The organism is Hymenobacter sp., assembly GCF_031398885.1.
Classification (GTDB): domain Bacteria; phylum Bacteroidota; class Bacteroidia; order Cytophagales; family Hymenobacteraceae; genus Hymenobacter.
The window spans coordinates 1-22,086 of the sequence record NZ_JANNOD010000129.1; the positions used below are offsets into that span (position 1 = coordinate 1).

Sequence of the window (22,086 nt, forward strand, 5' to 3'; positions counted from 1 at the left end):
CAGAGCGGAGCGAAGCATCTCGCCCGCATCGTTGAACGATTGAATTACTACCCCACGCGAGATGCTTCGCTCCGCTCTGCATGACGTTCCTGTTGCTCACTGCTCACTGCTCACTGCTAATTGCAAACTGCCAACTGCTCATGTATACCAACCCCGTCATCGACGACAATTTCCCCGACCCCACCATCATCCAGGCGGCCGACGGCTGGTATTACGCCTACGGTACTCAGACCAAGCGGGCGGGCGTTATTATCAACCTGCAGGTGGCGCGGTCCCGGGACCTGACCAACTGGGAATACCTCGGCGAGGGCCTGCCCCAAAAGCCTGCCTGGGCCCGCGAGAGCCAGAAAATCTGGGCGCCGCATGTGAGCGCGTACGGCGGACGCTATTTTCTGTACTACTCCGCCCGGCCCGATGGCGCCGCCGACCTCAGCCTGGCCGTGGCCGTGGCCGACGCCCCGGCCGGGCCCTTCGTGGACAGCGGCCGGCCGCTGCTCCCCGGCCCCGGCTTCACCTGCATCGACCCCATGGCCTTCGACGACCCCGCCACTGGCCAGCGGCTGCTGTACTGGGGCTCGGGCTTCGGGCCCATCTGGGTGCGTGAGCTGGCCGACGACCGGCTGAGCTTCCGGCCCGACCGCCCGGCGCGGGCCCTCATCCAGCCCAGCCCTTCCGATGACCCCGATGACTACCATCGCCTCGTCGAAGCGGCCTGGGTGCACCACCGCGCCGGCTGGTACTACCTGTTTTTTTCGGGCGACAACTGCTGCGGGGCCCAGGCGCACTACGCCGTGCTGGTGGCCCGCGCCCGCCACGCCACCGGCCCGTTCGAGACCTACGCCGCCGCCACTGCCAACCCCCGCGCCGCCCTGCTCGCTGCCAACGCCCACTGGGGCGCCCCCGGCCACAATTGCGTGGTGACCGACGCCGCCGGCCAGGACTGGCTGGCCTACCACGCCATCGACCCGCGCCAGCCCACGTTCGACGCCATCGACGACTCGGAGGGCTACTCGCGCCGCGTCCTGTTGCTCGACCGGCTGGACTACGCCGACGGCTGGCCCGTGGTGGCGGGCGGCGGGCCGTCGTGGCAGCCCCAGCCCGCGCCGGTGGGGCAGGAGTCCTAGCCAGGCAGCGGGCCCTCCACGGGCTGGCCATTGCCGAACGACGGGCGGGGGCCACCCCGCCCCTGCGAATACCGCCTGGGAAACTCCGGTGGCTGTTGTGGCGCCGGGCCGAACCGCTATACCTGATAATACTTAACACGGCCTGCAAAGCCGCCAGCGGGCCATTCCCCGTATCTTGGGCAGCCGTTAGTATTCGCTTAGTATTCGCTCTTGCCTATGTCGTCTACGTTGTCGTTTCTCCGCCGTGCTTGCCGTCGGGCGGCACTGGTTTTGGGCTTGGGGCTGGCCGGAACCGGCTTGGTACGCGCCCAGATTTCCGCGCCCGCAACGCACTGCCTGATGCTGCCCATCGAGCCGGCCCGGCGCGCGCAGCAGTCGGCCCTGGTGGTGGAGGCGCAGGTGCTCGACGCGCAGGGCTTTTGGGACGCGGGCCACGGCCGGCTGTTCACCCGGCACCGGCTGCGGGTGTTTTCGCTGCTGAAAGGCCAGGTGGCCGACACCACCGGCCTCGTGCTCGTCACCGAAGGCGGCCGGCTGGGCCTCGACCAGCAAACCCTCACCAACACGCTGCGCCTGACGGCCGGCCAGCAGGGCATTTTCTTCCTGACGCCCGCGCCCGCCGCTTGGTCCGGCCTGCCCACCGCCGCCGGCCATGCCTACACGCCCTTCGGCAGCGAGCAGGGCTTCATCGAATTCGACCCCGCCGAAGGCACCGCCGCCGAACCATTTCAAACCTATGCGGCGCTCGACAAAGGGTTCTACCAAAAAATAACTGCCCTCACCGGGCAGCCGCGTCGGGTGTTGCAAGCCAATCCGGCCCTGATTGCGGCTGGCCGACCGGCCCGGCGAACCACCCTGGCCACCATCGCCGGCCTGGCGCCGCTCAGCCTGACGGCCGGCACCGGGGCGGTGCTCACCATCACCGGCGACGGCTTTGGCAACAGCCGGGGCAGCGGGTTTGTCGAGTTTAAAAACGCCGACGACGGCGGGGCCACCCGCGTGCGGGCCCGCGACGCCGACTACCTCGCCTGGACCAATACCCGCATTCAGGTGCGGGTGCCCTCGGCGGCCAACGGCGGGCAGCCTGCGAGCAACGGCCGCCCGGCCGGCTCGGGCACCGTGCGCGTCGTTGCGGCCGACCAGACGGCCGTGGAAAGCACCGGCACCCTCACCATCGTCTACGCCCTGACCAACGTGGAAAGCACCACCGGGGACTTACTCCAGCGCCCCAACCACATTGCCCTGAACGCCACCGGCGGCGTCACCTTCCGCTTCGGCCCCAATTTCACCGCCCGGGCCGCCGCGCTCGCCGCCTGGCAGCGGGCGCTGGCCACCTGGCGCTGCCAGACGGGCATGAACTGGGAAGTGGGCCCGGCCAGCCCCACCAACGCCATCGCCGACGACGACCAGAACGTGGTGGCCTTCGACGCGGGCTCCGAGCTGCCCGAGCGGGTGCTGGGCCGCACCACCAGCTACTACCGCGGCTGCTTCGCGCCCGGCGGCGAGGTGATATTCTGGGTGAAGGAGATTGACCTGCAGTTCGACGACGCGGCCAACTTTCAGCTGGGTCCCGGCCCGGCCGTGGGCGCCCTCAATCAGATTGACTTTGAAACGGTGGTGGTGCACGAGCTGGGCCACGCCCAGCAGCTCAGCCACCTCAACCTGCCCGGCGCCGTGATGCACTACGCCATCGCGCGCGGCCAGAACACCCGCACCCTCAACCCAACCAGCGACGTGGCCGGGGGCCGGCAGGTGCTGCGCGGGCGCAGCTTCCAGAACCTGGGCTGCAGCGGCCCGGCCCTGCTGCCGGCGCCGCTCACCGGCTTCACGGCCCAGTACGCGCCCGCCACCGGCGTCGCCCTGGCCTGGGCCACGCGCGACGAGTGCTTCCTGAGCCGCTTTGTGGTGGAGCGCAGCCGCGGCATTGACACCACGGCCTGGGAGCCGCTGGGCACTGTGACTGCCCGCCCCCCCGCCGGCCAGTACCAGTTCACCGACGCGCAGCCGCCCGGTGGCCTGCTCTACTACCGCCTGCGCCTAACGCGGCCCGATGGCTCGCTCGACAACGCGGCGCCCACGCTGCTGAACACGGAAGGCGCCACGGCCAGCGTCGGCATCTTTCCGAATCCCGTGGTCGGCAGCCAGCTCCAGGTGCAGTACCCGGCCGCGGCCGCGGGCACGGTCGTCTTCCGCTTCTACGACGCGCTGGGCCGGAAAGTGCGCGTCACCGCCCTCGCCGCGTCGGCTGGCCTCAACGTGCTACCCCTGGACGTGGCGGGCCTGGTGCCGGGCCTCTACGTGCTGCACTGGGAGGACGAGCAAGGCAGCACCGGCAGCCGTAAATTCGTACGGATTTAAAGTTGTCCGTTGTCAGCTTTCAAACTCACTGACAACGGACAACTAACAACGGACAACTAAAAACCGATGTCCCTCAGCCCCATTGTCCTCAGCATTCCCATCTACTTCGTCCTCATCGGGGTGGAGCTGCTGGCCGAGCGCTGGCAGCAAACCAAGCGCTACCGCCTGGCCGACGCCCTGACCAACATCAGCTGCGGGATGACGTCGCAGGTGGCGGGCGTGTTCATGCGCATCGTGGGGGTGGGGGCCTACACGTTCGTGTACCAGGAATTCGCCATCCTGGACATCCGGCAAAGCTGGACGGCGGGCATTCTGCTCTTCATCCTGGCCGACCTGGGCTACTACTGGGCCCATCGCCTCAGCCATCAGATTAACCTGTTCTGGGGCGGCCACGTGGTGCACCACCAGAGCGAGGACTACAACCTGAGCGTGGCCCTGCGCCAAAGCTCACTGCAAAGCCTGTTCACTTTTTTCGTGTACCTGCCGCTGGCCGTCATCGGGTTTGAGCCCGTCTTTTTCGTGTACGTCTCGGCCCTGGCTACGCTCTACCAGTTCTGGATTCACACCGAGTTTATCGGCAAGCTGGGCCCGCTGGAATGGGTGCTGAACACGCCCTCGCACCACCGCGTGCACCACGGCCGTAACCCCCGCTACATCGACAAGAACTACGCCGGCGCCCTCATCGTGTGGGACCGGCTCTTCGGCACTTTCGAGCCCGAAACCGAGCGGCCGGTGTACGGCATCACCGTGCCGCTCCAGTCCTGGAACCCGATTTGGGCCAACGTGAGCCACTACCCGGCCCTGTGGCGGCAGGTGCAGGGCACGCCCGGCCTGGCCAACCGCCTCCGGGTCATCTTTGGCCGGCCCGGCTGGCGGCCCGCCGAGCAGGGCGGCCCCCTGGCCATTCCGGCCGTGGACGAAACCACCCACCAGAAGTACCACGTCGCGCCGGCCCGCGGCGTGCCCGGCTACGTGCTGGCCCAGTACGTGGTGCTGGTGGGCGTGGCCGCGCTGTTTGTGTTCACCCAAAAAAACATGGAGCCCGCCACGCGCTACCTGCTGGCCCTCTGGATTGCGGCGGGGGTGGTGGCCGGCGGCGGCTTGCTCGAAAACCGGGCCTGGGCCTGGCAGCTCGAAGTGCCGCGCCTGCTGGGCTCGCTGGCGCTGCTGGTGGCGCTGCTGTGGGGAACGGCGTGGCTGCCGGGAGCTGCTGGGGCGGGCGGCGTGGCGGTGCTGGCCTCCGCCGCGTGGCTCTACAAGCTGCGGCCGGTGGGCGCAACGGCGACCGATGCGGCGGCCGGGGCCACGGCGTAGGCGGCCAGTTTGGCTTCGTCGAGGTTGCCGTTGAGCCACTCGTCTTCGATAGCCGCGCCCAGCTTTTTGTAGAAGGCAATAGCCGGCTCGTTCCAGTTCAGCACCTGCCATTTGAGGCGCACGGCGCCGGTGGCCCGGGCTTCGGCCACCACGGCGTCGAACAGCAGCCGGCCCAGGCCGCCGCGCCGCGCGGCCTCGGTCACCACCAGGTCTTCCAGGTACAGCATCCGGCCCTTCCAGGTCGAATACGCGGTGTAGAACAAGGCCAAGCCGATGATGTCGGCCGCGTCGTTTTCCAGCACGAAAAAGCCGAAGATGGGCGCGGGCCCGAAGCCGTCGCGCTGCATGGTGGCCAGCGTGTTGGTCACGGCCTCCGGGGCCCGCTCGTAGGCGGCCAGCTCCCGGATGAGGGCCAGGACCTGCGGCAGGTCGGCTTCCACGCCGCGGCGGATGTTACAAGGAGCAGTTTGCAAGGAGCAGGGAGCACTAATAAGGTCGGACCAAACAGCAGCGGTAATAATAAAAACGAGCAATGAAAAACGCCTCACCGGGCATTGCTCACTGCTCATCACTTACTGCCCATTGTCTTATCACATCTGCGGCTGCATCTTTTTGATGTCCTCGGTGGCATTCACCGAATTCAGCTCGCGGTATTGGGAGGGTTGCTTGGCACCCTTGGTGGTGTCGGGGGCGGCGGGCAGGGGCGGCAGCGCGGCGGTGGGGATGTCGTCGTCGCCCTCCGTGGCCGAAGGACCGCACGAGGGCAGGATGAGCGAGAGCAAAGCAGCGGCCAGCAGGCCGGAGAAAAGCGTTTTTTTCATGTAGGGGAAAACGAATGCGGGCGCAAGTTACGCACGGTGGACGGCTCGCGGCGCGGCAAATCAGGGGTTTCCCTACGGTGAAGGGGGCATTTCTGTTGGAACAGGCAGCGCCTTTTCGGTAGCTCATTCGACCACCGTGAACCACGGCACCCCCAAGCGCCCAGGTCCCAGGGCAATGGTGACCGGCTGGCCTTGTTGCACTTGCTCGTAGTACGTGCGGCTCACCCTCAGCTCATTGGCCGAAGTAATTGGCCCCCAAGGACCGACTTCGAGGTAGTACTTGGCCCTCCTGCCCGGAATAAAATGCTTGCCCAGCACCTGCGGCGTGAAGGTGGTGGCGGGGCCTTCGTCGTACACGGCGTTGACGGTGAAGCTGGCCACGTAGCCGTAGAGCGAGGCCAGCAGCGCAATGGTGCCTCCCACGCGGAGCACCGAGCCGCGATGAAGCAAAAAGCGGCGGCTGCCAACGGCCAGCAACAGGGCCACGCCCGCTGCTGCCGCGCCCGCCAGGGGCCACAGCGGGGCGTGGCTGACTATCTTGTAATCCGCATCAGTCCGAAAAAACAGCGCCATGCAGGGCAGCACAAAGGCGTAGAGCATCGACGAGTAATCACTGTCCCGGGTGACGTCCACGCGCAGCGCGTTGGGCAGCCGCCACAGGGCGGCCATGGCCAATGCCGGCAGCAGCAGGCCCGCCCCAATGGCCCATTGGTACGGGCGCGGCGCAAATAAAATCCAGGCCCCAGTCGCAATGCTGGCCACGTTCAGCCCGAAAGCTATTGTTTCGGCGCGCTCCTGATTTTTGACCCGCTCCGCCGGGGTGCGGCCTAGGTTTTGCTGCTCCCAGGAGCGCAAGTCGGCCCTGGCCCGCCGGGTGTCTGCCCGGTCGAGGTTGGGGTAGTGCGCGGTCAGCCAGCTCACAATTTCCGCCTTCCGCTCGATGGTTGGGCTGATTGCAAGGGTGGGTAGTCCGACGCCTTTCGGACAAATGCGGAGAAGGTTGTAGCCAACCCGGAAGCCGCTGATGGCGTCCAGGGCCAGAACCTTGGTTCCGAAAATCCCCACTTGGCAAATGTGCTGCTGGTAAATGATGAAACGCCCCCGGGCCGCACCAAGCACCGCGCAAACCATGACGCCGGCCAGGCCCAGCCCCAACGCCGAAAAACCGGCGACGGCGCTCCCCGTCGAGTCCTTGTTTTCCGCCATCAGAAAAGGCAGGGCCAGCGAGCACAGGGCCAGCGGCGGGGCCAGCAGGTAGATGAGCGTGCGGTAACCTTTGGCCATGCGGTATTCCCGGTCCGGGAGGGCCCGCGAAAGTGACTCCATCGTAGAGAAAAAGCGCTGGGGTGAAACAACATCTATATACTAAAGTAGTAAGGTGGTTTGGGACTTTTCAATTCGCAGCCGGCCCGGGCGCTTAGCGGCCCGCGTACCTTTGCCCCGCCGCTGGTGTTTCCGCCAGCTTTTTCCGCGTGGTCCAACTTTCCGTCGTCATCATCGCCTTCAACGAAGCGGCCAACATTGCCCGCTGCCTCCAGGCCCTGGGCGACGTGGCCGACGACGTCCTCGTCGTCGATTCTTTTTCCACCGACGCCACCGTGGAAATCTGCCGGCAGCACGGCGCCCGCGTCGTTCAGCACGCCTTCGCCGGCTACGTGGCGCAGAAGAACTACGCCACCGCTCAGGCCAAATTCGACCACGTCCTGCAGCTCGACGCCGACGAAGTACTGACCGAGGAGCTGCGCGCGTCCATCCGCGCGGTCAAGCGGGACTGGCAGCACGCCGCTTATTCGCTGGCCCGCCTCACCAACTACTGCGGCCACTGGGTGCGCCACGGCGGCTGGTACCCCGACTGCAAGCTGCGCCTCTACGACCGCCGCCGGGGCCGCTGGACCGGCTTGCTCCTGCACGAGCGCTACGAGGCAGACGCCGGCCAGACCACCGGCCAGCTCGCCGGCGACGCCCTGCACTACTCGTACCATTCCATTGCCCAGCACGTCAGCCAGCTCAACAAGTTCACCAGCCTCACGGCCCAGGAGCTGGCCCTGCGCGGCAAAACCCGCGTTGGTCTGTTTCACCTGCTGCTCAAGCCACTGTGGAAGTTTGTGCACGGCTACTTCTTTCGGCTGGGTCTGCTCGATGGGTTTGCCGGGTTGTGCATCGCCGGCATCTCGGCCTGGGGCGTGTTCCTGAAATTTGCAAAGCTCAAAACCCGCACCGAGCGCGCCGAAGCATGAGCCCGACGTTCCTCGTTTCCCGCACCGATGCCATCGGCGACGTGGTGCTGACCCTGCCGGTGTGCGGACAGCTGAAGCAGTTATTTCCCGGCTGCCGGGTGGTGCTCATTGGCCGCACCTACACCGCGCCGGTGGCGGCGGCCTGCCTGTGGGTTGATGATTTCCTGAACCTGGACGAGCTGCTCGGGCAGCCCGAGACGGAGCAAGTGGCTGCGTTGCGGCGTTACGCGGCCGCGGCCATCGTCCACGTTTTCCCCCACAAAGCCCTGGCCCGCCTGGCCCAAAAGGCCCGGATTCCCGTTCGCATTGGCACCCGCAACCGCTGGCAGCACTGGCTCACCTGCAACCGCTTGGTCGCCCTCAGCCGCCGCCACTCGCCCCTGCACGAAGCCCAGCTGAACCTGCAGTTGCTCCGGCCGCTGGGTTACGCCCAAACGCCCGCCCTGCCCGCGGTTGCCGAACTGGTTCGACTGACCTCAGTGGAGCCCTTGGCGCCCGACTTGCAGCAGCAGCTAGCCGCCCGCCAGCCCCATCAGCTCAACGTCGTCCTGCACCCCCGCAGCCGGGGCAGCGCCCGCGAGTGGGGCCTCGACCGCTACGGTCAATTGGCCCGGCTACTGCACCAGGCCGGCCACCGCGTGTTCGTCACCGGTACGGCCGCCGAGGGGGAGGAGCTGGCCGGTTGGCTGGTGCAGCACGCGCCCTTTCTCGCCGCCAACCTCACCGGCCGGCTCAGCTTGGCGCAGCTTCTGGCCTTCCTCGCCGCTGCCGATGGGCTCGTGGCCGGCAGTACCGGCCCGCTGCACCTGGCCGCGGCCCTGGGCCGCCACGCGCTGGGCCTGTACCCGCCCATCCGGCCCATGCACCCCGGCCGCTGGGCGCCCCTGGGGCCGCTGGCCGAATTCATGGTATTCGACAGGCCCGGCTGCGAAGACTGCCGCGCCCGCCCGGCGGCCTGCACCTGCATTCGCGCCATCGCGCCGCTGGCCGTAGCGGCGCAGGTGCTGGCCTGGCTGCCGCTACCTTTGAACGCCCAGCGCCCGTAACGGCCCAAACAACGACTCCTGCTGTCCGGTTGACGGCCAGCCAGCGGCGCAACCTACCCGGCAGTGCAATCCGTACATCAGAACCGGCCATGCTTGCCGAGCGCGGCCAGTGGGCTATTGCTCACCCCGGGCAACCGGCTGCGGCTTCGACGGTTCCTACATCTGGCCGATGCCGTTGGGGCTGAGCAACCCGAAGGCCCGCCGCCGCCGAGTAGTAGGTTTCGCTAAATTTGTCCCAATTCTTCATTAGTTGCAGGCTTCGGCCTGCTATTCCCCCCGCCCACCTGTATGAGCGATTCCCCCGAACGGGTCAAACTGAGCAAAGAGGAAAAAGACCGGCGCTTCCAGGCCGAGCTCATGCCCGTGCTCGACCCGCTCTACAACTTTGCCTATCGCCTCACCCTCGACGAGGACGACGCCAACGACCTGGTGCAGGAAACCTACCTCAAAGCCTACCGCTTTTTTGAGTATTTCGAACCCGGCACCAACGCCAAAGCGTGGCTTTTCCGCATCCTGAAAAATTCGTTTATCAACGATTTTCGCAAAAAAAGCAAGCAGCCCGCCAAGGTTGACTACAGCGAGATTGAGGGCTACTACAACCCCGATGACGTGGAGGCCGAGGGGGAAATCGGGGCTTCGTCGTCCGACATGCGCCAGCAGTCGGCCCGCGACTTGATTGGCGACGAAGTGGCCAGCGCGCTAAATTCTTTGCCAGTGGATTTTCGCACCGTCATCATTCTTTGCGACCTGGAGGGATTTACGTACGAGGAAATGGCCAAAGTGCTTGATATCCCGATTGGTACGGTGCGGTCAAGGTTGCACCGGGCACGTAACTTTCTCAAGGATAAATTGGAGAAATATGCGCAGTCAATGGGGTATGGCAATGATGGAATAGACAACGACGCGGAACTAACCGCGCCCGATAATAATTAACCCTCCCAGCAAGCATCCGCTACGGCGGTGCGGCGCCCTGCTGTTCCTCTCCCCATTCCTGTATTTTCACTTATGGACCAATCCGCTACTACACAAACCAACACGTCGGCCCCCGTTGCCATGTCTCCCGACAACGGTCCCGACTGCGAACGCGTGAACACTGTACTCGACCAACTCATCGAAGGTCAGCCCGTGACGGCGGAGGACGAGGACTACCTCTACGACCACGCCACCGACTGCTCGCCCTGCTTCGACGACCTCAAGAAGCAGCACATTTTCATTGGCTTCCTGAACCAGCGCGTGTCGCGCCAGTCCATTCCGGCCCAACTGCACGACGCCATACTGGCCCGGGTGAGCGCCGAAACGGCCTAATACCGGACCCTTCTGGCTAGCTTTGCGCAATGCAAGGCAAAATCATTGTGTTCTCGGCGCCGTCGGGGGCGGGCAAAACCACCATTGTGCACCGGCTCATGCAACGGCTGCCGGAGCTCAACTTTTCCATTTCGGCCTGCACCCGCGACCGCCGCGGCCGCACCGAGGCCAATGGCAAGGACTACTACTTCATCTCCGTCCAGGAATTTCAGGACAAGATTCGGCACGACGAATTTGTGGAGTGGGAAGAAGTGTACGAAGGCGCTTTCTACGGCACGCTGAAGTCGGAGATTGAGCGCATCTGGGAAAGCGGCAAACACGCCATCCTCGACGTGGACGTGAAAGGCGGCCTCAGCATCAAAGAGTTTTACAAAGACCGGGCGCTGGCCGTTTTCGTCCGCCCGCCGTCCATCGAGGTCCTGGAGCAGCGCCTGCAGGCGCGGGCCACCGACTCGCAATCCAGCATTTCCTCGCGGGTGTACAAGGCCAATTTCGAGCTGGCCTTCGAGGACCGGTTCGACGTGACCGTCGTCAACGACAACCTCGACGAGGCCTCGGCCCACGCCGAAAAGCTGGTGCGGCAGTTTATCAGCGCCGAGCTGGCCATCGTCTGAATGGGTTCCTGGTTGCTGGCTCCTTGTTTCCGAAGCTCTATCGAAGCTCCATAAAGGAAGGGCCGCTAACCAGAAACCAGCAGTCAGAAACCAATAACTAGGACCATGACCAGCCGCATCGGACTCCTGTTCGGCTCGTTCAACCCGGTGCACACCGGCCACCTCATCCTGGCCGAGCACTTCGCCACCCGCACCGACCTGGCCGAAGTCTGGTTTGTCGTCTCGCCCCTCAGTCCCTTCAAACGCACTGCCGACCTGCTGTCCGCCGCCGAGCGCCTGCGCCTGGTGGAACTGGCCATTGCCGGTAACCCGCGCCTGCGGGCCGAGGGCATTGAACTTGGCCTGCCGCGCCCCAGCTACACCATCGCCACGCTCGATGCCCTGCGCCAGCGCCACCCGACGCATGAATTTGTGCTGCTGATGGGGGCCGACAACCTGCCCGGCCTTTCGCGCTGGCAGGAGTCCGCCCGCCTGCTGGCCGGGGTCGACATCTACGCGTATCCGCGCCCCGGCGCCGACCTGCCAGACGTGGCTGCCTTTCCCCGTGTGAAGGTCGTGGCCGCGCCCCTGCTTGACATTTCCGCCACTTACATCCGGGAAAGCCTGCGCGCCGGCCGCAGCATTCGCTACTTGGTGCCCGCCGCGGTGGAAGCCCAACTCCTGAGCCAGCAGCAGCAAAACTCCGCGTAACTCCCTTTTCACTCCTTCAAAACTCCGTGCGGAAACAATGCCCACAAAAAAAGCCCGACGGTAATCCGCCGGGCTTTTCTGCGCCAGGAAGCACATTCAGATGGTCATAATCTCCGATTCTTTCTTGCTGAGCGTCTTTTCCACTTCGGCAATGTAGGTGTCGGTGGTTTTCTGCACTTTCTCTTCGGCGCTCTTTACGGCGTCTTCCGAAGCGCCTTCTTTGAGCAGCTTGCGCAGGGCCTCGTTCACGTCTTTGCGGATGCCGCGCACCCGCACCTTACCGGCTTCCGACTCGTTCTTGGCCTGTTTCACCAACTCGCGGCGGCGTTCCTCCGTCATGGCGGGGATGTTGAGGCGCACGCCGTCGGCATCCGACACCGGGTTCAGCCCCAGGTCGCTGCTTTTAATGGCTTTGGCGACCTCGCTCACCATGTTTTTTTCCCAGGGTTTGATGAGCAGCGAGCGGGCGTCGGGGGCCGTCACGGTCGCAATCTGGCTGATGGGGGTGGGCGTGCCGTAGTAGTCCACGCGCAGGCCGTCGAGCATGGCCGGTGAGGCCTTGCCGGCCCGGATGCGGCTCATTTCCACGCCCACGTGCGCCAGCGCCTTGCTCATCGATTCGGCAAGGTCGTCGAGGTAAAACTGAATTTCTTCGTCCATCTTCGTTTGGTTGTCAGTTGTTGGTTGTCAGTTGTCAGCACCGGCCCCCGTTTTCAGTGCAAACTAACAACCGACAACGAGCAAGTGACAACTAAAAGTTAGGCCTGCTCCGGCTGGTTGCCCACCAGTGGCTGCAAGGCGCTGTGCTTGGGGTCTAGCAGCGGCTTGCGGCCGTCGCGACGGCCCGTGCCGCCCATGCTCACCAGCGTGCCCATCGGCTCACCGTTCAGCAGGCGCTGCAGATTGCCGGGGGTGTTCATATCGAACACGATGATGGGCAGGTTATTTTCCTTGCACAGCGTGAAGGCCGTCATGTCCATCACGTTCAAATTCTTGGCCAGTACCTCGTCAAAGGTGATTTCAGCAAACTTCGTAGCCGAAGGGTCCTTCTCCGGGTCGGCGGTGTAGATGCCATCTACCCGGGTGCCCTTCAGCACCACGTCGGCCTCAATTTCAATGGCCCGCAGCGAGGCTGCCGAGTCGGTGGTGAAGTACGGCGAGCCAATGCCGGCCCCAAAAATGACCACGCGGCCCTTCTCCAGGTGCCGCACCGCGCGCCGCCGGATGTAGGGCTCGCACACCCGCTGAATGGTGAGGCCCGAGAGCAGCCGGGTGCTCACCTCCAGCTTCTCCAGGGCGCTTTGCATGGCCATGGAGTTGATGACCGTGGCCAGCATGCCCATGTAGTCGCCCTGCACACGGTCGAGCCCAAAGGCTTCGGCCTGCGCGCCGCGGTAAATGTTGCCGCCGCCAATCACGACGGCCACCTGCACGCCCGTGGCGGCCACGGCCTTGATTTCGGAGGCGTACTGCATCAGCCGCTCGGGGTCGATGCCGAATTGCTGCTGGCCCATCAGTGCTTCGCCGCTGAGCTTAAGGAGAATGCGGTTGTATTTCAAGGGCATGTGTGCTGGCGCGTCTTTTACTTGAGGCCGCGAATTAAGTCAATGATTTGGGACAGGCCGGTCGTGGTTTCCTGCTGATACTTCTCCGTGTCGCGGCGCAGCTCCAACACGTTTCGGTTCACGTCTTCCAGCTTGCCCTCCACGCGTTCCAGACGTCCTTCCACGCGCTCGAGACGTCCCTCCACGCGTTCGACTCGGTTTTCCATGCGCACCACCTTCGTGTTCAGTTCGCTCTGACCCTCGCGCAGGTGGGCCAGTTCTTCTACCGTGCGGTCTTGCTTGCGCAGCATCTCAACCATCACATCTTCTAGTTGCTTAAACCGTTCGTCAGTTGTCATGATGGAGAAGAGAACGTGAAAAGAAGCTTTTTTGAGTTGAAGCTACGAAAACTGCACCAGTACCTGGCCTTTCTGCACGTTGTCGCGCAGGTTCACTTTGAGACTGCCCACCGTGCCGTCGGCCGGCGCTTTCAGGATGTTTTCCATTTTCATGGCTTCCAGCACCAGCAGCGGGTCGCCTTTTTGCACGGCCTGGCCGGGCGTCACCCGAATGTCGACGATGAGCCCGGGCATGGGGGCCTTCAATTCGTTTACCTTGGCGGTGGCGGCGTTGCTCATGCCCAAGCGTTCGAGCAGCAGGTCGAACCGGTCCTTGGCGTGCAGCTCCACGCGCTGGCCATTCACCTTCAGCACGATGTTTTTAGTGACGTAGTCGGCCGAGACAACTTCGGCGTTGTAGGAGCGACCTTCGTGGAGCACGTGGAAGCGGCCGGCTCCCAAATCCGCTAAGTCCCAGGCCAAAGGCTGGCCGTTGAGCGTGACGGCGTCGGCGGCGCGGTAGTCAACTTCCCAGATTTGGTCGGGGCCGGTGCTGATTTGGAGCATCTGAAGCGGGTGGGATGGAGCAGGAGCGGGCCTAAAGGTAGGCCTAATCTCAAATTAATTCGGAAATTGAGGCGTTTTTCGCCCGTAGTCGTTGGCATGAAGTATCTGGTTTCGGGCCTCACCAGCCTGCTGTTGTTTGTCCACCTGCTGGCCCCGGCCCAATCGCCCACGCGGAGCCCGAGCAAGCCCGCGACCAAGGCCCCCGTCAATAAAAAAGCAATTCCCGCCGCGGCGCCGGCCCCCGCGTCGGCGGGCATCGTGGTGCCGTCGTGGCTGCCGGCCGATGCGCCGCTGCAGCCCGCCGCCACCGTCCTCACCGACGTGCTCGACACCAAGCTCGACGTGCGCTTCGACTACAAGAAGCAGTATTTGCTGGGCACGGCCATCCTCACGCTGCGCTCGCACTTCTACCCGCAGTCCGAACTCGTGCTGGACGCCAAGGGCTTCGACGTCCAGAAAGTGGAGCTGGTGAGCGACAAGAAAAACAAAAGCCTCAACTACAATTACAACCGGCGCAAGCTGGTCATCGCCCTCGACCGCGCCTACCCGCGCACCACCCCTTACCAGGTCCGCATCGTGTACGTGGCCCGCCCCAACGAGCTGCCCCAGGGTGGTTCCGCCGCCATCCGGGCCGACAAGGGGCTGTACTTCATCAACCCGCTGGGCCTGGAAAAAGGAAAGCCCCGCCAAATCTGGACCCAGGGCGAGACCGAGTCCAGCTCCTGCTGGTTTCCGACCATCGACAAGCCCAACCAGCGGATGACCCAGGAAATCAGCCTGACGGTGGAGAAGCAATTCAAGACGCTCTCCAACGGCCTGCTCACTTCTTCCAAGGTCAACGCCGACGGCACCCGCACCGACACCTGGAAGCTCAGCCAGCCCCACGCGCCTTATCTGGCCACCATGGTCGTGGGCGAATTTGCCGTGGTGAACGACTCCTGGCGCGGCAAGCCCATCGATTACTACGTGGAGCCGCCGTTCGCCGGCACGGCCCGCGCCGTATTCGGCCGCACGCCCGAGATGCTCGACTTCTTCTCCAAGAAGCTGGGCGTGGAGTATCCCTGGGACAAATACGCCCAGGTGGCCGTGCGCGACTACGTGAGCGGCGCCATGGAAAACACCACCGCCACCACCCACGGCCACACCATTCAGGCCACCCGCCGCGAGCTGCTCGACGCCAACTACCAGACCGCCGAGTCCACCATCGCGCACGAGCTGTTCCACCACTGGTTCGGCGATTATGTCACCACCGAATCCTGGGCCAACCTGCCCCTGAACGAATCTTTTGCCGACTATTCCGAACTGCTGTGGGCCGAGTACAAATACGGCGCCGACGAAGCCGGCCTCGTTCAGGCCACCAAGCTCAACAACTACCTCGAAGAAGCCCAGAGCAAGCGCGAGCCCCTTGTCCGTTACCGCTACACCAACCGCGAGGACATGTTCGACCGGCACTCGTACGACAAGGGCGGCCGGGTCCTGCACATGCTCCGCAAGTACGTGGGCGACGACGCTTTCTTTGCCTCCCTCAACCGCTACCTCGTCCAGAATAAGCAAACCTCCGTCGAGCTATCCAAGCTGCGCACCGCGTTTGAGGAAACGACCGGGGAAGACCTGATGTGGTTTTTTAATCAGTGGTTCCTGCAGCGCGGGCACCCGGAGCTGCGCATCACGCACAGCTACACCAACGGCCAGGTGGCGCTCCGGGTGCGACAGGTGCAGGATACTCTGTTTCAGCCTGTCTTCCGCCTCCCCGTATCGGTGGCCGTTTGGACCAACGGCAACCTGCCTACCGAGCACCGCATCACCGTTACCAAAGCCGACCAGACGTTCGCCCTGCCCGCCAGTCAAAAGCCCAGCTTGGTCAAATTTGACAGCGGCAGTCACCTGCTGGCCCAGTTCGACGAGGAGCGGACCCAGGACGAGCTGGTGTTCCAGTTTTACCACGCCCAAGGTTACCAGCAGAAAGCCGAAGTGCTGGAACTGCTCCAGAACAAGACCGACGAGCTGGCCGTGAGCGGCCTCATGCGCAACGCCCTCAACGACAAGTTCTACGCCCTGCGCCGCACCGCCCTCGACCACCTTCGGCGCTACCGCGGCCCCGAGCCCGAGGCCATGCGCAAAGACATCCAGCGCCTCGCCACCACCGACCCCAACTCCCGCGTCCGCGCCCAGGCCCTCGTCACCCTCGCCAGCTTTCCCGACGGCAAGTACGGCCCCATCTACGGTGCCGCCATCACCGACAGCTCCGCGCTGGTTGCCGCCGCCGCGGTCGACATCCTGGCCAAGCGGCCCGAAAACAGCTCCCGTCAGCAAGTGGCCGCCCTCGACAACACGACCAGCAGCCCGCTCATCCTGGCCGTGGCCAACTTTTATTCCCTCAACGGCGGCCTCGACCAGTACCCGTGGTTCCTGCGCCGCCTGCCCGACGTGGCCGAGGCCGACCTCTACGCCTACTTCCAGTCCTTCGGCACGCTCATGACCCATATTCCGCCCGTGGAGCGCGATAAGGGCCTCAAAGTTTTGGAAGAATACGCCCGCAATGCGCCGCGCTACGAAATCCGTCTCGGCGCCTACCGGGGCCTGGCCTTGCTCATGCCCACCAATCCCGCGCTGAAGGCCGTGCTGCAAAACATTCGCGAAAAAGAAACCGACGACCGCCTCAAGGCTTTTTATAACCTCATGTAGCAGCTAACCTTATGTAGCAGCGCCTGAAGCAGCTTTTTGGAAAAAAGTCCCACCTTTTTTTGGTATACCGCTTGTCTGGTGTGAGAAAAACCTTAATTTTGCGCTTCCTTACGAAACACTACTGCTTCGGTGGCGGTCAAAACGAAAGAATTCAACTGCCTGGCAATCGGCCAGTCAGCACCAAAATCGGGGAGGTTCCAGAGCGGCCAAATGGGACAGACTGTAACTCTGTTAGTGTAAACTTTCGAAGGTTCGAATCCTTCTCTCCCCACGGTCGAAGTTTCAGGTTTTTGGTTTGAACGGAAACCTGAAACGAGAAACCCCCAAAACGCGGGAGTAGCTCAGTTGGTAGAGCGGCAGCCTTCCAAGCTGCAGGTCGCGGGTTCGAACCTCGTCTCCCGCTCACTTGATAGCTATCAGCCTCTGGCTGATAGCTGCTAGCTCAGAAGAACAGAAAACTAACAGCTAATGGCTGTCAGCTAAAAGCCCCAAAGAATAAGCCGTTTTAGCTCAGTGGTAGAGCACTTCCTTGGTAAGGAAGAGGTCATGGGTTCAAATCCCATAAATGGCTCACATTATAACTCAAGTCCGTTGGCCAATATTTTCGGGCCGGCGGCGCGGTTCTCTCCGGTCAGCGACGCACAGTTTTCTAGTAGTAGGGGCTGGGTATCGCTTTCTTGTTATAGGGTCGTATTTACCCTTCACATTCACTTCACCACCTCTTTTTTTACTCTTTACAATGGCTAAAGAAAATTTCGACCGGTCCAAGCCGCACGTTAACATCGGCACCATCGGCCACGTCGACCACGGCAAAACGACCCTGACCGCTGCCATCACCATGGTGCTGGCCAACAAGGGCCTAGCCGAAAAGCGCGATTTCGGTTCGATTGACAACGCCCCCGAAGAGAAAGAGCGTGGTATCACCATCAACACCTCGCACGTCGAATACTCGACGGTGAACCGTCACTACGCCCACGTGGACTGCCCCGGCCACGCCGACTACGTGAAGAACATGGTGACCGGTGCCGCCCAGATGGACGGTGCCATCCTCGTGGTAGCTGCCACCGACGGCCCCATGCCCCAGACCCGCGAGCACATCCTGCTCGCCCGTCAGGTAGGCGTGCCCCAGCTGGTGGTGTTCATGAACAAAGTGGACATGGTGGACGACCCCGAGCTGCTTGAGCTGGTGGAGATGGAAATCCGCGAGCTGCTCTCGTTCTACGACTTCGACGGCGACAACATTCCGATTATCCAGGGTTCGGCCCTGGGCGGCCTGAACGGCGACGCGGCTTGGGTGCCCAAAATCGATGAACTGATGGAAGCGGTTGACTCGTTCATTCCGATTCCGGCTCGTCTCACCGACCTGCCCTTCCTGATGCCGGTTGAGGACGTGTTCTCGATTACGGGCCGTGGCACGGTGGCCACCGGTCGTATTGAGCGCGGCATCATCAACTCGGGCGAGCAAGTGGACATCTTGGGTATGGGCGCTGCCCAGGGCCTGAAGTCGACGGTGACCGGGGTGGAAATGTTCCGCAAAATTCTCGACCGCGGCGAAGCTGGCGACAACGTGGGCCTGCTGCTCCGCGGCATTGAAAAAGAAGCCATCCGTCGCGGCATGGTTATCTGCAAGCCCGGTTCGGTAACGCCTCACCAGAAGTTCAAGGCCGAGGTCTACGTGCTTTCGAAAGAGGAAGGTGGCCGTCACACGCCTTTCTTCAACAACTACCGTCCGCAGTTCTACCTGCGCACCACCGACGTTACCGGCATCATCACCCTCCCCGAGGGCGTTGAGATGGTAATGCCCGGCGACAACATCACCATTACCGTTGAGCTCATCGCGAAGGTGGCAATGGAAAAAGGCCTCCGTTTCGCTATCCGTGAGGGTGGCCGCACGGTGGGTGCCGGTCAGGTAACCGAAGTGCTCGACTAGGCTCCGGCTTAACAGCAAAAAAGCCGCTTCCGAAACCTCGGAAGCGGCTTTTTTACGCTGGAGCAGAAGGCACTGTTTGTTTTGTCTGCTGTTTCTCTTACCTTTGCACTCCCTTTGGCGAAATCTGCTTTATGGGAATGTTCTTACACGAGTGTAGTTCAAGGGTAGAATAGAGGTCTCCAAAACCTTTGATGGGAGTTCGAATCTCTCCACTCGTGCACGTTGGGCCGGTTGGCCCGCTCCATGTTGTTGCAGCGGTAACGCTGTTTTTTTCCTCAAGCAATGGACAAACTGAGCAATTATTTCCGCGCCACCATCGAGGAAATGCGTTACAACGTGACGTGGCCCTCGTCGACGGAACTGCAAAAAAGCGCCGGCTTGGTGCTGATTGGCTCGCTCATCTTTGCCGTGGTCGTGGGCGTCATGGACATCAGCTTTGAGACTTTGCTCAAAGCCTTTTATAACTCGTTTCGCTAGTCAGCACTCAAGATGGGCGAATTGAAATGGTACGTGGTGCGCTCCGTGAGCGGCCAGGAAAAAAAAGCCAAGAACTACCTCGAAACCGAACTCGGCCGGCACAATCTGACCGAGTTGGTGCCGCAGGTGCTGATTCCGGTAGAAAAGGTGTTTGAGATGCGCAACGGCAAGAAGCGTGTCCGCGAGCGGAACCTCTACCCCGGCTACATCATCATCCACGCCGACCTCGGCCATGGGGAAGTGGACCACATCATCACCAGCACGCCCGGCGTGATTGGCTTCCTCGGCGACAAAGACAAGAAGGACGCGGCCAACAACAAGCCCGTTCCGCTGCACATCTCCGAAGTGAACCGCATCCTCGGCATCGTGGACGAAGCCGAGCAGCAGACCACTGCCACCCTCGACAAGCCTTACGTAGTGGGCGAACTCGTGAAAGTGGTAGATGGCCCGTTCAATGGCTTCTCTGGCAACGTGGACGAGGTATTTGAAGAGCGTAAGAAGCTCAACGTAGTCGTAAAAATCTTCGGCCGCTCGCAGCCGGTAGAGCTAAGCTACACCCAGGTAGAAAAAGAAGTATAGCAGAACGTCATGTCGAGCGCAGCCGAGACATCTCGCTCGCTTCGTCTGATAGTTTAGTCAACGACACCACCGAGTTGCTTCGACTGCGCTCGGCATGATGTGCTAGCCGATTCAATTAGTAAAAACAACCACGCCAGTTATTCACTCCGAACCGGCGGGGCTTCCAAACAGGAGTTTATGCAAACTGAGGCGAGCGCGAGTTACGACGCAGGAGTCCCAGCCAACACAATCAAATGGCCAAAGAAATCAGAGGTTATCTGCGCTTGCAGATAAAGGGAGGCTCAGCGAACCCATCGCCGCCGGTAGGACCTGCACTTGGTAGCAAAGGCTTGAATATCATGGAGTTTTGCAAGCAGTTCAATGCGCGCACCCAAGATAAAGCCGGCCAAGTTTGTCCTGTACTCATCACCATGTACACCGATAAGTCGTTCGACTTCGTGGTGAAGACGGCCCCGGCTCCGGTGCTGCTCATGGAAGCTGCCAAGCTGCAGAGCGGCTCGAAAGAGCCCAACCGCAACAAGGTAGGCTCCGTGACGTGGGACCAGGTGCGCACCATCGCCGAAACCAAAATGGCTGACTTGAACGCCTTTAAGGTGGAGTCGGCCATGAAATCGGTGGCTGGTACGGCCCGCAGCATGGGTATCACCATCAGCGGTACTTCTCCTTTTGCTGAATAATTAAACGGAGAACACACAGATGGCAAAAATCACAAAAAAGCGCAAGGAAGCCCTTGCCAAGCACGACCTCACGGAAGTGCGCAGCCTCCTGGAGGCTGCCAAAGTGGTGAAGGACATTACCTACACCAAGTTCGACTCTTCAGTTGATATCGACGTGCGCCTCGGCGTGGACCCTCGCAAAGCGGACCAGATGGTTCGCGGCGTGGCCACCCTGCCCCACGGCACCGGCAAAGTTGTGCGGGTTCTGGCGCTGGTTACTCCCGACAAGGAGGCCGAAGCGCTGGCCGCCGGCGCCGACTTCGTGGGTCTGGACGACTACATCGCCAAAATCGAGAAAGGTTGGACCGACATCGACGTCATCATCACCATGCCGGCCGTGATGGCCAAAGTGGGTCGCCTGGGCCGCGTGCTCGGTCCCCGTGGTCTGATGCCGAACCCGAAGTCGGGCACCGTGACGACCGACGTGGCCAAGGCCGTGCAGGAAGTGAAGGCGGGTAAAATCGACTTCAAAGTTGACAAGACCGGCATCATTCACTGCTCGGTGGGTAAAGTGTCCTTCAATGAGCAGATGCTGGCCGAAAACGCCTTGGAGATTATCCAGACGTTGGGTCGCCTGAAGCCCTCTTCGTCGAAAGGTACCTACATCAAGAGTATCACGCTCAGCAGCACGATGTCGCCCGCCGTGCCGGTGGACAGCCAAGTAAACTCCGCTAACTAATTAACCAACCAAACATGACCAGGGAAGAAAAACAAACCCTCGTGGATGAGTTGAGCGGAAAAATGCAATCGCACAACTCGTTCTACATCGTCGATGCTTCGGTGATGTCGGTGGCGAAAATCAACGATTTCCGTCGCCTGTGCTTCAACCGCGGAATGGAATACAAGGTGTACAAAAACACCTTCATCCGGAAAGCGCTGGACACCTTGGGCCACGACACGTCGGAGATGGATGACGCGCTGAAAGGCCAGTCGGGCGTGTTGTTCTCTGCGGAGAGCGGCTCGGCGCCCGCCAAGCTGTTGCGCGACTTCTATAAGGCGCAAGCCTACGGCCGCGGCGTGACGCCCAAGCCGGTGCTGAAAGGCGCTTACGTGGATGCCAGCATCTACATCGGCTCCGACCAGCTCGAAGGTCTTACGACCCTCAAGGGCAAGCAGGAGCTGCTCGGTGAACTCATCGGCCTGCTACAGTCGCCTGCCAAGAATGTTATTTCGGCGCTGCAAAGCGGCGGCAATAAACTGGCCGGTATCCTCAAAACGCTTTCCGAAAAAGAGGCCGCCTAAACGCCACCCCTTTTTCGCACTTCAATTTAAATTTTCAACAACACTTTTTTTAACAATCTACAGAAATGGCAGATTTGAAAGCATTCGCTGAGCAGCTCGTAAACCTGACGGTGAAAGAAGTAAACGAATTGGCAACCATCCTGAAGGACGAGTATGGCATCGAGCCCGCTGCTGCTGCTCCCGTGATGATGGCTGGCGGCGGCGCTGGCGCTGCTGCTGATGAGGCCCCCGAGGAGAAGACGTCGTTCGACGTTATCCTGAAGGCGGCCGGCGGCGCTAAACTCGCCGTGGTGAAACTGGTGAAGGACCTGACCGGCCTCGGCCTGAAGGAAGCCAAAGAACTGGTTGACGGCGCTCCCAAGGCCGTGAAAGAAGGCGTAACCAAGGACGAGGCCGAGTCGCTGAAGAAGCAGCTCGAAGAAGCCGGTGCTGAAGTAGAGGTTAAGTAGTTTCTGCTCCTGAAGCACTTCCGGACCCGCTTCGAATAAGGATTAGACCT

Annotated in this window: 24 protein-coding genes and 4 tRNA genes; 21 read left to right on the top strand and 7 right to left on the bottom strand. The window is 62.3% G+C overall.

Going from position 1 to position 22,086, the window contains the following annotated elements; genetic code table 11:
* Nucleotides 1–140 precede the first annotated feature (140 nt).
* The 3 genes from RMO51_RS22255 (at nucleotide 141) to RMO51_RS22265 (ending at nucleotide 4,796) form a co-directional block, all read left to right on the top strand.
* Nucleotides 141–1,124 (top strand): glycoside hydrolase family 43 protein, encoded by a 984-nt coding sequence (locus tag RMO51_RS22255; protein WP_310398193.1) that lies wholly within the window; start codon nucleotides 141–143, stop codon nucleotides 1,122–1,124.
* A 216-nt stretch (nucleotides 1,125–1,340) separates the two neighbouring features.
* Entirely contained in the window at nucleotides 1,341–3,482 is a 2,142-nt protein-coding gene (locus RMO51_RS22260; RefSeq protein WP_310398194.1) for a matrixin family metalloprotease, read from the top strand.
* Nucleotides 3,483–3,548: 66 nt separating this feature from the next.
* Nucleotides 3,549–4,796, top strand: coding sequence for a sterol desaturase family protein (locus RMO51_RS22265; protein ID WP_310398195.1), 1,248 nt, complete (start codon nucleotides 3,549–3,551; stop codon nucleotides 4,794–4,796).
* Here the strand turns inward: RMO51_RS22265 and RMO51_RS22270 are convergent.
* The 3 genes from RMO51_RS22270 to RMO51_RS22280 form a co-directional block, all read right to left on the bottom strand.
* The gene (locus tag RMO51_RS22270; RefSeq protein WP_310398196.1) at nucleotides 4,736–5,269 is read right to left on the bottom strand and encodes a GNAT family N-acetyltransferase; all 534 of its coding nucleotides are present in this window, start codon (nucleotides 5,267–5,269) and stop codon (nucleotides 4,736–4,738) included. The two genes, RMO51_RS22265 and RMO51_RS22270, sit on opposite strands and share 61 nt — an antisense overlap.
* Nucleotides 5,270–5,386: 117 nt before the next feature.
* A complete protein-coding gene (locus tag RMO51_RS22275; protein WP_310398197.1) occupies nucleotides 5,387–5,617 on the bottom strand; it encodes a hypothetical protein in 231 nt (76 codons plus the stop codon).
* A gap of 123 nt (nucleotides 5,618–5,740) precedes the next feature.
* Complete coding sequence (locus RMO51_RS22280; RefSeq protein WP_310398198.1) at nucleotides 5,741–6,943, bottom strand: hypothetical protein; 1,203 nt, start codon at nucleotides 6,941–6,943, stop codon at nucleotides 5,741–5,743.
* A gap of 146 nt (nucleotides 6,944–7,089) precedes the next feature.
* Between RMO51_RS22280 and RMO51_RS22285 the strand changes: the two genes are divergently transcribed.
* The 6 genes from RMO51_RS22285 (at nucleotide 7,090) to nadD (ending at nucleotide 11,509) form a co-directional block, all read left to right on the top strand.
* On the top strand, nucleotides 7,090–7,854 hold the full coding sequence (locus RMO51_RS22285; RefSeq protein WP_310398199.1) for a glycosyltransferase family 2 protein: 765 nt from the start codon (nucleotides 7,090–7,092) through the stop codon (nucleotides 7,852–7,854).
* Nucleotides 7,851–8,900 carry a glycosyltransferase family 9 protein gene (locus tag RMO51_RS22290; RefSeq protein ID WP_310398201.1) on the top strand — a complete coding sequence of 350 codons (1,050 nt, stop codon included), beginning with the start codon at nucleotides 7,851–7,853 and terminating at the stop codon, nucleotides 8,898–8,900. The genes RMO51_RS22285 and RMO51_RS22290 overlap by 4 nt, the downstream gene beginning before the upstream one ends.
* 288 nt (nucleotides 8,901–9,188) lie before the next feature.
* Nucleotides 9,189–9,833, top strand: coding sequence for a sigma-70 family RNA polymerase sigma factor (locus RMO51_RS22295; protein ID WP_310398202.1), 645 nt, complete (start codon nucleotides 9,189–9,191; stop codon nucleotides 9,831–9,833).
* Nucleotides 9,834–9,905: 72 nt separating this feature from the next.
* Nucleotides 9,906–10,205 (top strand): hypothetical protein, encoded by a 300-nt coding sequence (locus RMO51_RS22300; RefSeq protein WP_310398203.1) that lies wholly within the window; start codon nucleotides 9,906–9,908, stop codon nucleotides 10,203–10,205.
* A 29-nt stretch (nucleotides 10,206–10,234) separates the two neighbouring features.
* Entirely contained in the window at nucleotides 10,235–10,819 is a 585-nt protein-coding gene (gmk, locus tag RMO51_RS22305) for a guanylate kinase (RefSeq protein ID WP_310398204.1), read from the top strand.
* Nucleotides 10,820–10,924: 105 nt separating this feature from the next.
* Nucleotides 10,925–11,509 carry a nicotinate (nicotinamide) nucleotide adenylyltransferase gene (nadD, locus tag RMO51_RS22310; RefSeq protein WP_310398205.1) on the top strand — a complete coding sequence of 195 codons (585 nt, stop codon included), beginning with the start codon at nucleotides 10,925–10,927 and terminating at the stop codon, nucleotides 11,507–11,509.
* Between the two features lie 96 nt (nucleotides 11,510–11,605).
* On the opposite strand, the gene frr is transcribed toward nadD, so the two are convergent.
* From frr to RMO51_RS22330, 4 genes are all read right to left on the bottom strand, one after another.
* Nucleotides 11,606–12,169 (bottom strand): ribosome recycling factor, encoded by a 564-nt coding sequence (frr, locus tag RMO51_RS22315; protein ID WP_310398207.1) that lies wholly within the window; start codon nucleotides 12,167–12,169, stop codon nucleotides 11,606–11,608.
* A gap of 98 nt (nucleotides 12,170–12,267) precedes the next feature.
* Complete coding sequence (gene pyrH, locus RMO51_RS22320) at nucleotides 12,268–13,068, bottom strand: UMP kinase (RefSeq protein WP_310398249.1); 801 nt, start codon at nucleotides 13,066–13,068, stop codon at nucleotides 12,268–12,270.
* A 23-nt stretch (nucleotides 13,069–13,091) separates the two neighbouring features.
* Nucleotides 13,092–13,412 (bottom strand): hypothetical protein, encoded by a 321-nt coding sequence (locus tag RMO51_RS22325; protein WP_310398209.1) that lies wholly within the window; start codon nucleotides 13,410–13,412, stop codon nucleotides 13,092–13,094.
* A 42-nt stretch (nucleotides 13,413–13,454) separates the two neighbouring features.
* Nucleotides 13,455–13,958: a biotin/lipoyl-containing protein gene (locus RMO51_RS22330; RefSeq protein ID WP_310398212.1), complete on the bottom strand. Its 504-nt coding sequence runs from the start codon at nucleotides 13,956–13,958 to the stop codon at nucleotides 13,455–13,457.
* A 96-nt stretch (nucleotides 13,959–14,054) separates the two neighbouring features.
* Here RMO51_RS22330 and RMO51_RS22335 point away from each other — a divergent pair, with 96 nt between their 5' ends.
* From RMO51_RS22335 to rplL, 12 genes are all read left to right on the top strand, one after another.
* Entirely contained in the window at nucleotides 14,055–16,643 is a 2,589-nt protein-coding gene (locus tag RMO51_RS22335; protein WP_310398213.1) for a M1 family metallopeptidase, read from the top strand.
* 188 nt (nucleotides 16,644–16,831) lie between these two features.
* Nucleotides 16,832–16,914, top strand: a tRNA-Tyr gene (locus RMO51_RS22340).
* A 59-nt stretch (nucleotides 16,915–16,973) separates the two neighbouring features.
* Nucleotides 16,974–17,046: transfer RNA gene (locus RMO51_RS22345), tRNA-Gly, on the top strand.
* Nucleotides 17,047–17,142: 96 nt separating this feature from the next.
* Nucleotides 17,143–17,214 (top strand) — tRNA-Thr (locus tag RMO51_RS22350).
* A gap of 168 nt (nucleotides 17,215–17,382) precedes the next feature.
* Nucleotides 17,383–18,573, top strand: a complete 1,191-nt coding sequence (gene tuf / locus RMO51_RS22355; protein ID WP_310398214.1) for an elongation factor Tu — start codon at nucleotides 17,383–17,385, stop codon at nucleotides 18,571–18,573.
* Between the two features lie 147 nt (nucleotides 18,574–18,720).
* Nucleotides 18,721–18,791: transfer RNA gene (locus tag RMO51_RS22360), tRNA-Trp, on the top strand.
* 64 nt (nucleotides 18,792–18,855) lie between these two features.
* Nucleotides 18,856–19,050, top strand: a complete 195-nt coding sequence (gene secE / locus RMO51_RS22365) for a preprotein translocase subunit SecE (protein ID WP_310398216.1) — start codon at nucleotides 18,856–18,858, stop codon at nucleotides 19,048–19,050.
* Between the two features lie 12 nt (nucleotides 19,051–19,062).
* Complete coding sequence (gene nusG / locus RMO51_RS22370; RefSeq protein ID WP_068191701.1) at nucleotides 19,063–19,629, top strand: transcription termination/antitermination protein NusG; 567 nt, start codon at nucleotides 19,063–19,065, stop codon at nucleotides 19,627–19,629.
* A gap of 233 nt (nucleotides 19,630–19,862) precedes the next feature.
* Complete coding sequence (gene rplK / locus RMO51_RS22375; protein ID WP_310398217.1) at nucleotides 19,863–20,306, top strand: 50S ribosomal protein L11; 444 nt, start codon at nucleotides 19,863–19,865, stop codon at nucleotides 20,304–20,306.
* A gap of 19 nt (nucleotides 20,307–20,325) precedes the next feature.
* Entirely contained in the window at nucleotides 20,326–21,024 is a 699-nt protein-coding gene (gene rplA, locus RMO51_RS22380) for a 50S ribosomal protein L1 (RefSeq protein ID WP_310398218.1), read from the top strand.
* A gap of 14 nt (nucleotides 21,025–21,038) precedes the next feature.
* Nucleotides 21,039–21,587, top strand: a complete 549-nt coding sequence (rplJ, locus tag RMO51_RS22385; protein ID WP_310398220.1) for a 50S ribosomal protein L10 — start codon at nucleotides 21,039–21,041, stop codon at nucleotides 21,585–21,587.
* Nucleotides 21,588–21,652: 65 nt separating this feature from the next.
* Entirely contained in the window at nucleotides 21,653–22,036 is a 384-nt protein-coding gene (gene rplL / locus RMO51_RS22390; protein ID WP_310398222.1) for a 50S ribosomal protein L7/L12, read from the top strand.
* The last annotated feature ends 50 nt before the right edge of the window (nucleotides 22,037–22,086 follow it).

Bases quoted from the DNA above. Each gene is read 5' to 3' on its own strand.
- RMO51_RS22255 (WP_310398193.1), top strand. From the start codon at position 141: ATGTATACCAACCCCGTCATCGACGACAATTTCCCCGACCCCACCATC.
- RMO51_RS22260 (WP_310398194.1), top strand. From the start codon at position 1,341: ATGTCGTCTACGTTGTCGTTTCTCCGCCGTGCTTGCCGTCGGGCGGCA.
- RMO51_RS22265 (WP_310398195.1), top strand. From the start codon at position 3,549: ATGTCCCTCAGCCCCATTGTCCTCAGCATTCCCATCTACTTCGTCCTC.
- RMO51_RS22275 (WP_310398197.1), bottom strand. From the start codon at position 5,617: ATGAAAAAAACGCTTTTCTCCGGCCTGCTGGCCGCTGCTTTGCTCTCG.
- RMO51_RS22280 (WP_310398198.1), bottom strand. From the start codon at position 6,943: ATGGAGTCACTTTCGCGGGCCCTCCCGGACCGGGAATACCGCATGGCC.
- RMO51_RS22290 (WP_310398201.1), top strand. From the start codon at position 7,851: ATGAGCCCGACGTTCCTCGTTTCCCGCACCGATGCCATCGGCGACGTG.
- RMO51_RS22295 (WP_310398202.1), top strand. From the start codon at position 9,189: ATGAGCGATTCCCCCGAACGGGTCAAACTGAGCAAAGAGGAAAAAGAC.
- RMO51_RS22300 (WP_310398203.1), top strand. From the start codon at position 9,906: ATGGACCAATCCGCTACTACACAAACCAACACGTCGGCCCCCGTTGCC.
- gmk (WP_310398204.1), top strand. From the start codon at position 10,235: ATGCAAGGCAAAATCATTGTGTTCTCGGCGCCGTCGGGGGCGGGCAAA.
- nadD (WP_310398205.1), top strand. From the start codon at position 10,925: ATGACCAGCCGCATCGGACTCCTGTTCGGCTCGTTCAACCCGGTGCAC.
- frr (WP_310398207.1), bottom strand. From the start codon at position 12,169: ATGGACGAAGAAATTCAGTTTTACCTCGACGACCTTGCCGAATCGATG.
- RMO51_RS22325 (WP_310398209.1), bottom strand. From the start codon at position 13,412: ATGACAACTGACGAACGGTTTAAGCAACTAGAAGATGTGATGGTTGAG.
- RMO51_RS22330 (WP_310398212.1), bottom strand. From the start codon at position 13,958: ATGCTCCAAATCAGCACCGGCCCCGACCAAATCTGGGAAGTTGACTAC.
- RMO51_RS22335 (WP_310398213.1), top strand. From the start codon at position 14,055: ATGAAGTATCTGGTTTCGGGCCTCACCAGCCTGCTGTTGTTTGTCCAC.
- tuf (WP_310398214.1), top strand. From the start codon at position 17,383: ATGGCTAAAGAAAATTTCGACCGGTCCAAGCCGCACGTTAACATCGGC.
- secE (WP_310398216.1), top strand. From the start codon at position 18,856: ATGGACAAACTGAGCAATTATTTCCGCGCCACCATCGAGGAAATGCGT.
- nusG (WP_068191701.1), top strand. From the start codon at position 19,063: ATGGGCGAATTGAAATGGTACGTGGTGCGCTCCGTGAGCGGCCAGGAA.
- rplK (WP_310398217.1), top strand. From the start codon at position 19,863: ATGGCCAAAGAAATCAGAGGTTATCTGCGCTTGCAGATAAAGGGAGGC.
- rplA (WP_310398218.1), top strand. From the start codon at position 20,326: ATGGCAAAAATCACAAAAAAGCGCAAGGAAGCCCTTGCCAAGCACGAC.
- rplJ (WP_310398220.1), top strand. From the start codon at position 21,039: ATGACCAGGGAAGAAAAACAAACCCTCGTGGATGAGTTGAGCGGAAAA.
- rplL (WP_310398222.1), top strand. From the start codon at position 21,653: ATGGCAGATTTGAAAGCATTCGCTGAGCAGCTCGTAAACCTGACGGTG.